The organism is Bacillus sp. ok061, from assembly GCF_900108285.1.
Taxonomy (GTDB): Bacteria; Bacillota; Bacilli; order Bacillales; family Bacillaceae_G; genus Bacillus_A; species Bacillus_A thuringiensis_S.
The window spans coordinates 92853-105071 of the sequence record NZ_FNUW01000014.1 but is presented as its reverse complement, the minus strand read 5'-3'; the positions used below and the strand labels follow the sequence as shown (position 1 = coordinate 105071).

Here is a 12219-nt window from a genome sequence, read left to right as displayed (position 1 = left end):
ATCACCATCTTATTGAAATACTTTCTTAAATTGTTTTCCTATTTCATCTTGCTCTTTCTCAACTGTTTTCCAATCAATATTTAATACTGGAATCTCTTCTACATTTGGTCTATTTTCAGCTTTTATATCTGTTCTACCAGGCAATAAATACGCTTTAGCAACTTGTTTTTGTACATCATCGGATAATAAATAATCAATAAACTCTTTTGCACCTTCAACATTTTTACTATCCTTCATAATCCCCGCTGCACGTGGGCTAATAACTGTTCCGCTTTTTGGATATACGATATCAACAGGTTCCCCCTTTGCTTTTGCGCTGTACGTCATATAATCAACACCCGCAATTACCATATCTTTCGCACCTGTTACAACTGGATCTAACGCTTCCTGATTTGCTCCTGCTACTGTAACTTCATTTTTCTTAAGCTGCTCAAATAAATTCCATCCATCTTGTCCATTCTTTTTCACGTATCCTGTTACAAAATCTAATGCTGAACCTGAAAGTGCTGGATCTGGAAGATTCGCTTTCCCTTTCCATTCTCCTTTCGTTATATCGCTCCAATCTTCAGGTGCTGTCTTCACATTTTTTGTATTGTACACAATCCCTAATGCTGAAGCACTATACCCGAAATAATGCCCTTTATCATCTGACCATTCAGAACGCAGCTTATCAGCTTGTTTCGCCTCTTTATAAGCTAACGTTTGACCCTCTTTCTTTAATCCTTCCATCGCTGGTAAGGAAGCGAGTACGACAACGTCAACGACTGGATTTTTCTTTTCAGCTTCCATTCTCGCTAAAATTTTACCAGTTGTCCCTTGAAACATTTCTACCTTTATACCAGTTTTCTTTTCAAAGTCTTTTTGAATTTTTTCTGCTAACCCTTTTGGCCCTGCACTATATACAACAATTTTCTTTTCATTCGTATTTGTACTTTTTGCATCTGCATTACCTGTCTTTGAACTACAACCTGTTACTACAGTAGAAAATAGTAAAGTACATACAAATAAAGACTTAAGCGAACTGAATTTCTTCATACGATTCTCCCCCTATATGATGAATACATTTTTTTGGTACATATAACGATACTGGTTTCCCGATGCTTAGCTTACTATTGTTATAGGCTGTCCAGATGCCTAAATTCCCCATATTTATTTTCACTTCATAACGTTCCCCTACATATGTAACGTGCTTAATTTCACCTGTATACATTTCGCACACTTCATTTTTCGTCCAGCTTACATGCTCTGGACGAACCATTTTTTTACCCTCTACAAGCCAATTCGCCTTACCAACAAATTTGGCAACAAATTCATGAGACGGTTTCACATAAATATCTTCCGGTGTTCCTTTTTGTAATACTTCTCCTTGTTTCATGACAATAATTTGGTCTGACATTGACATTGCTTCTGTTTGGTCGTGAGTGACATACAGTGCAGTTAAACCAATGGAATGAACGATATCCATAAGCTCTATTCTCATTTCTTCTCGCAAAATTGCATCGAGTGCACTTAGTGGTTCATCAAACAAAATAAAATGAGGTTTTGTTACAATTGCTCTAGCGAATGCGACACGTTGTTGCTGTCCACCAGAAAGTTCGTGTGGATACCTTTTCTCCATACCTTGCAAGCGAACTCGCTTTATCGCATCTTCTACTTTTTCTCGTAAATGATTCGTTTGCTTTGTAGCCCTTAAACCAAATGCAACATTTTCAAAAACAGTCATGTGCGGCCATAAAGCAAAATCTTGAAATACCATACCGATATTCCGTTCATGAGGAGATGTCTTTATCTTTTTTGTAGCAGAATACATGCACTGGTCTCCAAAATATATTTCTCCCTTATCCGGTTCTTCAAGCCCTGCTATCATTCTAAGTAAAGTCGTTTTCCCACACCCCGAAGGCCCTAAAAGTGTAGTGAATTCCCCTTGTTTCATTACAATCTGCAACGGCTTTAACGCCTGTGTTTTTCCAAATGTCTTTTCTAATCCACTAATTGTAATATCCATTGCTTCACCTCTCTCCCCTCATTCTTAACCTGCTTTCATTCTATATGGAAGATTTATACTGAATGTTAATGTACTGTAAAGATTAAATTAAAAAACTTCTAATAAACTATTTATTTCTATAGATTTTTTCTATAGTTAAAATAAAAAAGGCGGCAATTCATAATGAATCTCTTAAAATTAGAAATTGTAGTACTTATTAAGAAATACAAAAAGCTTACAATCGTTGCAGAAAAACTTGGCGTTAAACAACCAACTATTACATTTCATATAAAAAGCTTAGAAGAAGAACTCGGTGTGTCTTTATTCGAATTACGTTCTGGAAGGTATTTCTTAACAGAAGCTGGTGAGGCTTTGCATCATTATGCTTCTAAAATAGATGCACTTATGAAAGAAGCTAGACGTGTCACGCAAGAGTTTAAAGATTTTCATAAAGGTGCTATAACAATCGGCGCTAGTTATGTACCAGCGACTTATCTTTTGCCAGAAGTCGTTCATGAATTTCAATGTGAATTTCCCAATATAAAAATAACGCTACTAGTTAAAACAGCCCCTGAAATTCGAATGATGCTACAAAATCACGAAATCGATCTTGGGATAATTTCCGCTGCTCCATTTGATGAACCACTTTTAAAACAAACGAATATAATACCTGATACACTTGTTCTTGCCTTTTCCAAAGAACATCATTTTTCAAAGAAAGAAAATGTATCGTTACAAAATATCGAAAAGGAACGCATACTATTGCATCGTAATCCATCTACAACGAGAGATTTACTTACAAAATGGATGTCAGTTCATAACATTACATTCCAATCAGAAATTGAATTAGACTCATTAGAAACGATGAAACAAATTTTAAAATATGGTAATGGAATTGCCTTTATTTCTAAACTTGCTATTGAGCAAGAAATACAACGAAATGAGCTATGCTATATACCAATCCCAGAATTTGAATTTCAGCGTAATATTTATACGATTCATCATGAGGACAGATGGAATTCTAAAATCATTTCTTTTTTACTACAGAGCATCCATTCATTTGCAACAAAAAATTAAAAGGCTGTCGTTATGCACGACAGCCTTTTACACTATAAATCTATTTATTTTTCTTTGCCTCAATTTTTGCTTGCGCCTCTTCAGCCTTATCTAATGCTTCTGATACTTTCTTCTCTTTTTCTTTCACTTCATCTATACTATCGACAGCTTTAATAATTTTATCGATTCCTTCTTCTTCTACCTTTCTACGCTTTGCTACTCTTTCATTCACTTTCTCTTCTACATCTTTTGCTTTTTGAAGCATATTCTCTGCATTTGATGTTACAGCTTTTTCAAGTGCATCATCTTTTTTCTTTTGTAACACTTCATTTGCAATGTCTTTCGCTTCTAAATACTTACCGTCTTTTAATGCTGTTGCCCCGTGATCCATTTTCTCAGCAACTTCTTTATATGATTTCGCTTCATTTCCTGATTTCTCTTTTTCTGCTTTTTCGAACCACATTGTTGCATCACTATACTTTTCATCTTTCAATGATTGCATACCTGTTTCAATATATGTGTCATAATTGCTACATCCAGCCATTACGATTAATAGAAAAAGCATAACAAAACTTAATTTTTTCATGCTGTTGTCTCCTTTTCTTTGCAAGCTCACTTTACTTTAACATACATGAAAAAGAGTTTCAAAAACTAAAATACCAATTTAGTCATTTTTATAATAATAAGTCAAATTTTTATTATTTTCTTATTTTTAAGCGGACACATCTACTTGTTTTTTCGCCATATGTTGCTTTACTCCAACTAATACAACTAACAATAAACCTCCGCCTATTGTCATCATAACAATGCTAGTCGGCAACATATCTAATAGTAGTCCATATACAATCATACCAAGTGGTGCGATTGCAGTCGCAATTGTTTCAAGTAGGCCAAACACACGCCCTAGGTAGCTCGGGTCTGTCGTTTTTTGCATATGTACTTGCATTGGAATGTTTACAATCATAATTGCTATACCAGTTAACATCATAAAAGCAATATAGTAAATAAAACTTGCTAATTTTGGAATGATAACTAACAACGGAAAGACTGTACATAAACTTAAACCTGCAAACAAAAACAGTCCAGTATAAATAGAACGAAACGGATTATTCACTTCTTTACGCACTGATAAAGCAATCGCTCCCATTAGCATCCCGACTGCTAACATTCCCTCTACAGTACCGAGTTGCTTTGAAGATAAATGCAATGTATGGACGATAATGTATGGAAGTGCAACTGTTAGACCACACGCAAAAAAGTTTACCCACAATGCTATTTTCATTAAACCATATATTTCACGTTGTCTTTTTACATATAAAAAACCTTCTTTTATACTCGTCAAGAAATGCTCTGTACTCTCAACCACTTCTTTTTTATATAAATCAAATACGATAAATAATTGCAAAATAACTGCTAAAAAGAACGTAATACTATTTAATAGGAAAAACGATTTAATTGAAAAGAAACCATATACAACTCCGCCAATAATCGGCCCTAAAATATTTGATAAAGAAGCCGCCGTTTGATTTAAAGCACTCGCTTTTTGAATACGTCCTTCATCTACTAAACTCGGAATAGACGAAGTTAATGCAACGGAATAAAAACTTGCACAAATTGATAATAATGCTGCTGAAATATAAATAAAAAGAAGTGATGGTCCAAATATAGTAGCAAGAATAAACATACTAAGCATCGTTAAACTACTTAATAAATCAGTACCAATGACAAGCCATTTTCGATTCACACGGTCTGCTACAGCACCAGCAATTGGACCACAGATCATCCTTGGAAGTGATCCGCAAACGAGCGTAATTGCAAACCCCATCCCTGAACCAGTAGTCTTTAATACGTATAATCCCATTGCAAACGTATAAATACCCGCTCCTAACAAGGACGTCATTTTTCCAATCATCATTAAAATAATATTTCTCGTTGCAATCTTCATTTTCCAATCATTTTGACCTATATTTACATCCCCCATTATGACACTCTCCCCTTAAAAGTTAAATTGTGTTAAACTTATTATATAATTAACTTTCCAATTTTTACAACAAAAAGTTTAATTGTATTTAACTTCAAAATTATAAAGGAGCATATAATGGCTACTCTCGGTGCAAAAATTAAAACGTTACGAAAAGAAAAAAAGCTTACTCAAACTGATTTAGCAGGTTCAGTACTAACAAAAAGTATGCTTAGTCAAATTGAAAATGGAAAAGCTACGCCTTCCATGAAAACATTACAATATATTGCTGAAAAACTTGGATGTGAAACGAGTTTTTTATTAGAAGAAGATGATGTAGAAATTGTAGCACTCATTCAAAAAATGGAGCCATTAATAAAAGCAAATAAATGCGATGAAGTATATGAAACTTTACTACCTATCGTTCAAAAAGAACTACCCCTTACTTTAAACACAGCACGTTTATATAAACAGTTCATAACTGGAGCGGCCATTATGAACGATTACAATATTGAATATTACGTTGAAACAGCTGTTTCTATATTTGAAAAATATACTTTGTATCGTGAAAGTACTGAAACGAAACTACTGTTTTACTATATGCTCTACAAACGGAAAAAATATAAAGAATGTTTACAGTTGATTAGCAGAATTCGCGATGAATATAAAACGAAGAATTTAGAAATGGATCTTATTACACATATACAATTATATTTAAAAGAAGCAATTATTTTACTCGCATATGGTAATTATGAAAAATGTGAAAAAATCATTTTAGATGCACTTGCATTTTCAAAAAAACATCAAGTGTATTATAAAACAGATGAATTTTACCGTATTTTATCTTATCAAAAAATCATTACAACCGATAAAGAACGATATTTATATTACATAAAAAAATCGGAGCAATTTGCCATTTTTACAGAAGATACTTTATCCGCTGCAAATATAGATATATTAAAAGCTTATTACTACAATACCGTTACGAATGAATATACAATTGCATTAGAACATTTAGAACAATTCCGAGAAAAACTAAAAGATGTACCGATTTTTCAAGACGATGGATTGTATTATCTTGAAAAAGGAAAATCTCTGTATGGTTTAAAACGTTACGAGGAAGCTTTGGAAACATTAAAACGTGCTAACATTCCAGATTATATGAGTCATCCACTTGATCAGTCATGGTTATTAACAGCTGGATCATATCGTGCCCTGTGTCATATAGAACTTCAAGATAAAACGGCTGCTCTGAAAGAAGCAAAAGAAGCAGTTCAAACGATGGATGGTTATCCTAATTCCATCTTTTCTTCATTTATTAAAGAAACATTACAAATAATACAAAAACTTTAAGAATATCTCTAAATGGTATATTATTCCTCTTTTTTAGCAAAGATAATAATGATGGGAGGAATATAAATGAATATACAACGTGCAATAGAGCTTTCTGTGTCAGCGGAACAAGCCAATGTCAGTTTTCAAGGCATGCCTGTTATGATTCAACACGTCGATGAAAGCAATGAAACCGCCCGCATATATGAAGTAAAAAACCCAGGACGCGAATTAACTGTTCCAGTTAATAGCTTAGAGGAAATATAAGAAATGCCACTTCTCTTTTGAAGTGGCATTTTTCTTATGAATCAAAAATACAACTATTATTTCTTCTAATTTTTTAAGCTTATAATAAGAAAATGTAAATTTTATACTCTAAACCTATATTTTGTGATATTGTACAATCTGAAAATAATTAAATCTTTATAGATGAATAACATAAAGTTTTTTCTATTTCCAACTCTATACATAAAGGAGGAATTGTATGAGCCTCTCTATATACGAAGGTTTAGGTATTATTTTTTTCGTAATCATTATTACTTACGCCCTTGCACACAAATATTTATGGTCAAAAAAATTACTTATTATTCTATTTCTCATTTGTAATGCTATTTATCTTATTTGGCGAACTTTTTATTCGTTACCAACTATTAATCTCATAAGTATTATCGCTGGTATTATATTGTTAATTACAGAATGGGCTGGTTACTTACAATCTATCGTTTTTAGCATTGTTTCATGGAAACCATATAAACGGAAAGAAGTACCATTATCCACTTTTGAAAAACTACCTACTGTCGACATATTTATTGCCACTTACAATGAACCGATCGATTTGTTAAAACGTACTGTAGTTGGTTGTACGTTGATTACTTATCCGAAAGAGTTACTAAACATTTATATTTGTGACGACGGGCGCCGTGAAAGTGTAAAGCAACTTGCGGCAGATTTTTCTGTTCATCACATAACTCGCACCGAAAACAAGCATGCAAAAGCTGGAAATTTAAATCATGCGATGCTTCATTCAAAAGGTGATATTATCGTAACAATGGATGCCGATATGATACCACGAGCTAACTTTTTAGAGCGAACGATTGGTTATTTTTCTAAAAATAATGTTGTATTCGTTCAAGCACCACAAGTTTTTTATAATGCTGATCCTTTCCAATATAATTTGTTTTTTGAAGATAACATCGCCAATGAACAAGATTTCTTTATGCGCCAGTTAGAAGAAGGGAAAGATCGCTTTAATGCTACGATGTATGTTGGTAGTAACGCCCTATTTCGCCGCACCGCGCTTGAAGAAATTGGAGGATTTGCGACTGGAGTTATTACTGAAGATATGGCAACTGGTATGCTACTACAAGCTAACAAATGGGAAACTATATTTGTCAATGAAACACTAGCTGTTGGATTATCCCCAGAAACATTTAGTGATTTATTAAAACAACGGGACCGCTGGTGTAGAGGGAACATTCAAGTCGTAAAAAAATGGAATCCTTTCACTATAAAAGGATTATCTTTTATGCAGCGTCTTTTATATGCAGATGGAATTCATTATTGGTTTTTCGGTGTTTATAAAATGATATTTTTACTAGCACCGCTATTATTTTTAGTATTTGATATTTATAGTTTAGAAATTAATTTCATGCACTTATTTATGTTCTGGGCACCTGCCTTTTTAACATCACAGCTTATTTTCAAAGCTGTTTCTAATAAAAAACGAACAACTACGTGGAGTCATGTGTACGAAGTTGCTATGGCTCCTTATATGGGATTTGCTATTTTATCAGAAACTTTCTTACATAAGAAGTTTCAATTTCATGTGACAAGAAAGGGAGTTCAAAATAATACAAGGCATTTTTTATGGATTGCAAGCATGCCTCATCTCATATTACTCATTTTAACAATTATTGCACTTATTCGAGCAACACTTATGCTCTTATACCCTGAGCAATATCATATTGAAAGAGAGAGCTTATATATTAATATTTTCTGGGTACTATACAACGGGATAGCTATTGTCACTTCACTATTTGTAGCATTTGAAAGACCGCGTTTTCGAAATTCAGAACGTTTCGTAGTAAATTTACCAGGTACTTTATATGCCGAAGATATGATCATTTCTTGCAATGTCCTTGATATTAGTGAAACGGGGGCACGTTTTGAATTAGATTCCTCCATTCCATTTGAAACTTTATCAAGTCTATCTTCCTATATGCTATCTTTTGGCGAGGTAGAAAAGATTCATAGTACAAAAAAATGGATTCGGAGACAAGAAAATTCTGTACAAGTTGGTGTATCATTTGATGATGTATCCCATGAGCAATATTGTAAACTTATTCTTCATCTATTTAGTAAACCGGTTAATGACCGGGTGGAAAAGGTGTACGATAAAGCATTTCTTACACTAGCAATTGCATCTTTCATAAAAAACACAAAAAAAGCACCAAGACAATTTCGCAGACAACATATACGTGAGCAACTGATGTCCCCTGGAATATTGCATATGAATGGGATGCCAATTGAAGCGACCATTATCGACTATAGTACAGGTGGGTGCCAAGTACAAACGAACATCCCACTTGTAATTGACCAAATTATACAAGTAACAATGGAAGAGCGTAATATTCAAAAGAGAAATGCACAAGTGTGTTGGATTCAAAAAAAGGGTCGTAAAATATATGCTGGATTAAAATTCACAGCGTAAAAAAGAAAAGAAGCGTCATGCTTCTTTTCTTTTTTTTACATGCTAAAATACTTATTAAAGGGGGAATTTATATGGAAAATGCTTCACAAAAGGCGAATCATTATTATGCCGTGATATTCACTTCTAATTTATCAAATGATACAACAGACTATAATACCGTTGCCGAAAAAATGGAGGAGCTTGCAAAGCAACAACCTGGATTTTTAGGTGTAGAAAGTGCACGAGGTAATTCTGGGCTCGGAATAACAATTTCTTATTGGGAATCACTTGATGCAATTGAAAATTGGAAGAAGAACGCCTTACATAAAGAAGCGAAAAAAAGAGGTCGTGAGCAATGGTATGAAAACTTCCATCTGCGTATTTGCCTTGTTGAGAAAGAATTTAAGTTTCAAAGAGGCACAATATAACTATGAAGGAAAAATTAGCTCTCGTTATTGTTCATGAAATATATGGTGTGAACGACCATATGCATCATGTTACCCAGCACTTTACTTCATCTCATATAGACGTATTCTGTCCTAATCTTCTACACTTACAACATGCATTTCATTATCGTGATGAAGAAAAAGCATATCAACATTTTGTAAATCATATTGGATTTGATTATGGAAAAAAGCAAATTGAAGAATTCATTTCTCATCTTTCTAGTAGTTATACACATATTGGACTTATCGGCTTTAGTGTTGGAGCTACCATCTCATGGCTATGTAGTAACAATCCGAAAATAGATTTTATTATCGGATGTTACGGTTCTCGTATACGCGACTATGTTCACATAAAGCCTACATGCGCTACACTACTTATATTTCCTGAAAAAGAAGTTAGTTTTTCAGTATCCTCTTTAATTCAAACATTGCAGCAACAAAAAAATCATTTACTAGAAATACAACAACTACACGGTGAACATGGATTTCTAAATCCGTACACTGAAAAATATAGCGAGAACTCTACAAAACAAGCATACAATGTAATAGATTCATTTCTTGTAAAGTGAAACTTTATTAGTTTTTTATTTGGGTTATTTTTGTTAATTCTTTCGGGGATGTAATAGAAGAAGGAAGAAAAGCCAACTTTCACCTTTTCTTCCTTCTATGTTTACCTTTAGCTTTCACTGTCACTGATTCACAAGGTGTATAATATATTTGAGGTGTCGCCCTATCAACAAACATCATAAATGTAATAAAGCCGATAATAAAGAAAATAAATAACGTTAATAATATTGCTCCTATCGTTAAAAGTATCATAACACCACCCCTATACAATTTATATTATTATACCTTTCGCTATTATATGAACGTAATCCTTTTTAGAAAAAGAAACGTAACAAAATAATCACAACCACTCCCGTTAATACTGTACCTAATAAACTACGAGTATATATTGCAACAAGAAATGTTGGAATTGCTGCGATAAGGTAATCCCACTGCATCGTCTCATGCATAAATAAAACTTGTGCTAAAAGCGCTGCTAATATCGCAATTGGTATGTAATTTAACCATTTTAAACCCCAGTCAGGAATTTGTAGTTTGCTAAATACGAGTAGAGGTAAAATACGTGGCACGAGTGTAACAGCTCCTGCTGCTAGTAAAAGTAATAATACATCTAATCTCATTTCCATTTTTCAATCACCACTCCAATCGTCGCAGCTAGTAAGGTTGCGATAATAACCGCTATACTATCTGGCATAAATAGGTGTGAAACGTATGCGATGATAATCGCTACAATTGCAACACTTAAATGAATTGCTAGTTTTGGTTTACTACTTATGAGCTGAAGAACAAATAATCCAATAAACATCGCTGGTAATGCATAATCCATCCCGTATGTATGTGGATCTGGTATCCACTCACCAAACAGCCCACCAATAATAGTAGCAAGAATCCAATTTAAATACGCTGTTACGTTAAGCCCGATCATCCATCTTTCACCTAAATATCCTTTTTGCGCCGCGTGTTGCACTGCAACGCCGAAAGTTTCATCTGTAATTTGCGAACCGATGATTAAGTTTTTAAATAGAGGAATTTTCGTAAAGTACGGCGCGAGTGCAGCACTCATAAGAAGGTGGCGCAAGTTAACAAAAAATACAGTAAAAATAATTGCGGAAGCAGGAGCACCGGCTGCATACATACCAGCTAATATAAATTGGGCAGAACCTGCATAAATTAAAGTGGACATAAATGCAATTTCAATGATAGAAAAACCTGCTGTTTTTGCAATTACACCAGCTGCTATACCGATGCTCAAGTAACCAAATACAGTTGGTAAACAATCTTTTACTCCTTGCTGAAATGTATCATCGCTCTGCAAAGCTACATGTGCCTGAGCTTTACTCATCTCTATCATCCTCCATTCCTTCTAAAGTTCGTTTTCCTGTTACGACATGAACTAAATCTATATTTTCACGCCATAACGTATCTAACTTATCAGCCCCAAATTCCTTCGTGATTTCTTCAACCATAATATCGTGCCGCACATACTCTGTAGCAACGAGAACTAGCGCTGGGTCATACGTTGTAACGGCCCATGAAGTGCTATCATTTGAGAAGTTCGCAATTAATACTTCCTCTCCATCACGCGCAATAACAGTTAAATGACCACCCATTCTCTTTTCAACAACGTGAGGCGTCATATAATTATGGTGAAACGTCGCTCCTATTTTTGTTTCTGGAGCTCCAAATAAGATTGAAAATATATGTACGCCTTCCTCTTCCTTTTGATGAATGTATGGCTCAATTTCATGCACTTGGTCTTCCCATACAGAAATCCATAATTCTTCCTTTGCCCTATTAATTATATTGCATATTTCTTTTAAAACACGATCATTTGAGCGAATATGTGAAATTACATCAATCTGTCTTTCTTGTTCTAAACAATTTAATTTCTCATCTAAAAATTCAAAGGACTTTTCAAAGTCTTTTCGCATTCGATTCATTAATTCGGTAGCTGGTACTGATACATATTTAACTGGTTCAGAAGGTACAATATGCACCGCTCCTTTATCCATTAACTTACCGAGTACCTCGTAAATCATAGAACGAGGTACTCCTGTTTGTTTACTCACTTCATAGCCAGTTACTGGGGAATGTTTTAACAATCCAATATACGCTTTACATTCATATTGGGAAAATCCTAACTTTTGTAATTCCTTTATAATTTCATCCATCGGTAACCCCTCAC

14 protein-coding genes are annotated in these 12219 nt (G+C 34.0%); 6 read left to right on the top strand and 8 right to left on the bottom strand.

Going from position 1 to position 12219, the window contains the following annotated elements; all coding sequences use genetic code 11:
• Positions 1 to 9 precede the first annotated feature (9 nt).
• Together C4S65_RS18970 and C4S65_RS18965 are read right to left on the bottom strand one after the other, a co-directional pair.
• The gene (locus C4S65_RS18970; RefSeq protein WP_061666834.1) at positions 10 to 1035 is read right to left on the bottom strand and encodes an ABC transporter substrate-binding protein; all 1026 of its coding nucleotides are present in this window, start codon (positions 1033 to 1035) and stop codon (positions 10 to 12) included.
• Positions 1013 to 2005 carry an ABC transporter ATP-binding protein gene (locus C4S65_RS18965; RefSeq protein WP_098838418.1) on the bottom strand — a complete coding sequence of 331 codons (993 nt, stop codon included), beginning with the start codon at positions 2003 to 2005 and terminating at the stop codon, positions 1013 to 1015. Before C4S65_RS18965 ends, C4S65_RS18970 begins: the two co-directional genes overlap by 23 nt.
• A gap of 162 nt (positions 2006 to 2167) precedes the next feature.
• Here C4S65_RS18965 and C4S65_RS18960 point away from each other — a divergent pair, with 162 nt between their 5' ends.
• Positions 2168 to 3061 carry a LysR family transcriptional regulator gene (locus tag C4S65_RS18960; protein ID WP_098838417.1) on the top strand — a complete coding sequence of 298 codons (894 nt, stop codon included), beginning with the start codon at positions 2168 to 2170 and terminating at the stop codon, positions 3059 to 3061.
• Between the two features lie 40 nt (positions 3062 to 3101).
• Here C4S65_RS18960 and C4S65_RS18955 read toward each other — a convergent pair whose 3' ends face one another.
• Both C4S65_RS18955 and C4S65_RS18950 read right to left on the bottom strand, forming a co-directional pair.
• Positions 3102 to 3626, bottom strand: coding sequence for a DUF4398 domain-containing protein (locus C4S65_RS18955; RefSeq protein ID WP_000736417.1), 525 nt, complete (start codon positions 3624 to 3626; stop codon positions 3102 to 3104).
• 126 nt (positions 3627 to 3752) lie between these two features.
• Positions 3753 to 5021, bottom strand: coding sequence for an MFS transporter (locus C4S65_RS18950; RefSeq protein ID WP_098285947.1), 1269 nt, complete (start codon positions 5019 to 5021; stop codon positions 3753 to 3755).
• A gap of 117 nt (positions 5022 to 5138) precedes the next feature.
• Here C4S65_RS18950 and C4S65_RS18945 point away from each other — a divergent pair, with 117 nt between their 5' ends.
• From C4S65_RS18945 to C4S65_RS18925, 5 genes are all read left to right on the top strand, one after another.
• Positions 5139 to 6353, top strand: a complete 1215-nt coding sequence (locus C4S65_RS18945; RefSeq protein WP_098285946.1) for a helix-turn-helix transcriptional regulator — start codon at positions 5139 to 5141, stop codon at positions 6351 to 6353.
• Between the two features lie 66 nt (positions 6354 to 6419).
• The gene (locus C4S65_RS18940; RefSeq protein ID WP_001025734.1) at positions 6420 to 6599 is read left to right on the top strand and encodes an H-type small acid-soluble spore protein; all 180 of its coding nucleotides are present in this window, start codon (positions 6420 to 6422) and stop codon (positions 6597 to 6599) included.
• Between the two features lie 217 nt (positions 6600 to 6816).
• Complete coding sequence (locus C4S65_RS18935; protein WP_098285945.1) at positions 6817 to 9042, top strand: glycosyltransferase; 2226 nt, start codon at positions 6817 to 6819, stop codon at positions 9040 to 9042.
• Between the two features lie 71 nt (positions 9043 to 9113).
• Positions 9114 to 9449 carry an antibiotic biosynthesis monooxygenase gene (locus tag C4S65_RS18930; protein ID WP_000426495.1) on the top strand — a complete coding sequence of 112 codons (336 nt, stop codon included), beginning with the start codon at positions 9114 to 9116 and terminating at the stop codon, positions 9447 to 9449.
• Between the two features lie 2 nt (positions 9450 to 9451).
• Complete coding sequence (locus C4S65_RS18925; protein ID WP_098223156.1) at positions 9452 to 10036, top strand: dienelactone hydrolase family protein; 585 nt, start codon at positions 9452 to 9454, stop codon at positions 10034 to 10036.
• 79 nt (positions 10037 to 10115) lie between these two features.
• Here C4S65_RS18925 and C4S65_RS18920 read toward each other — a convergent pair whose 3' ends face one another.
• The 4 genes from C4S65_RS18920 to C4S65_RS18905 form a co-directional block, all read right to left on the bottom strand.
• A complete protein-coding gene (locus tag C4S65_RS18920) occupies positions 10116 to 10286 on the bottom strand; it encodes a DUF3951 domain-containing protein (protein ID WP_086406564.1) in 171 nt (56 codons plus the stop codon).
• A 62-nt stretch (positions 10287 to 10348) separates the two neighbouring features.
• On the bottom strand, positions 10349 to 10660 hold the full coding sequence (locus C4S65_RS18915; protein ID WP_000425944.1) for an AzlD domain-containing protein: 312 nt from the start codon (positions 10658 to 10660) through the stop codon (positions 10349 to 10351).
• Positions 10651 to 11376, bottom strand: a complete 726-nt coding sequence (locus C4S65_RS18910) for an AzlC family ABC transporter permease (protein ID WP_000030479.1) — start codon at positions 11374 to 11376, stop codon at positions 10651 to 10653. The genes C4S65_RS18915 and C4S65_RS18910 overlap by 10 nt, the downstream gene beginning before the upstream one ends.
• Entirely contained in the window at positions 11369 to 12205 is an 837-nt protein-coding gene (locus C4S65_RS18905) for a helix-turn-helix domain-containing protein (protein ID WP_000343387.1), read from the bottom strand. The genes C4S65_RS18910 and C4S65_RS18905 overlap by 8 nt, the downstream gene beginning before the upstream one ends.
• Positions 12206 to 12219 lie beyond the last annotated feature (14 nt).

Excerpts from the sequence above, each read along its gene's own strand:
- C4S65_RS18970 (WP_061666834.1), bottom strand. The coding sequence starts at position 1,035 with ATGAAGAAATTCAGTTCGCTTAAGTCTTTATTTGTATGTACTTTACTA.
- C4S65_RS18965 (WP_098838418.1), bottom strand. The coding sequence starts at position 2,005 with ATGGATATTACAATTAGTGGATTAGAAAAGACATTTGGAAAAACACAG.
- C4S65_RS18960 (WP_098838417.1), top strand. The coding sequence starts at position 2,168 with ATGAATCTCTTAAAATTAGAAATTGTAGTACTTATTAAGAAATACAAA.
- C4S65_RS18955 (WP_000736417.1), bottom strand. The coding sequence starts at position 3,626 with ATGAAAAAATTAAGTTTTGTTATGCTTTTTCTATTAATCGTAATGGCT.
- C4S65_RS18950 (WP_098285947.1), bottom strand. The coding sequence starts at position 5,021 with ATGGGGGATGTAAATATAGGTCAAAATGATTGGAAAATGAAGATTGCA.
- C4S65_RS18945 (WP_098285946.1), top strand. The coding sequence starts at position 5,139 with ATGGCTACTCTCGGTGCAAAAATTAAAACGTTACGAAAAGAAAAAAAG.
- C4S65_RS18940 (WP_001025734.1), top strand. The coding sequence starts at position 6,420 with ATGAATATACAACGTGCAATAGAGCTTTCTGTGTCAGCGGAACAAGCC.
- C4S65_RS18935 (WP_098285945.1), top strand. The coding sequence starts at position 6,817 with ATGAGCCTCTCTATATACGAAGGTTTAGGTATTATTTTTTTCGTAATC.
- C4S65_RS18930 (WP_000426495.1), top strand. The coding sequence starts at position 9,114 with ATGGAAAATGCTTCACAAAAGGCGAATCATTATTATGCCGTGATATTC.
- C4S65_RS18925 (WP_098223156.1), top strand. The coding sequence starts at position 9,452 with ATGAAGGAAAAATTAGCTCTCGTTATTGTTCATGAAATATATGGTGTG.
- C4S65_RS18920 (WP_086406564.1), bottom strand. The coding sequence starts at position 10,286 with ATGATACTTTTAACGATAGGAGCAATATTATTAACGTTATTTATTTTC.
- C4S65_RS18915 (WP_000425944.1), bottom strand. The coding sequence starts at position 10,660 with ATGGAAATGAGATTAGATGTATTATTACTTTTACTAGCAGCAGGAGCT.
- C4S65_RS18910 (WP_000030479.1), bottom strand. The coding sequence starts at position 11,376 with ATGAGTAAAGCTCAGGCACATGTAGCTTTGCAGAGCGATGATACATTT.
- C4S65_RS18905 (WP_000343387.1), bottom strand. The coding sequence starts at position 12,205 with ATGGATGAAATTATAAAGGAATTACAAAAGTTAGGATTTTCCCAATAT.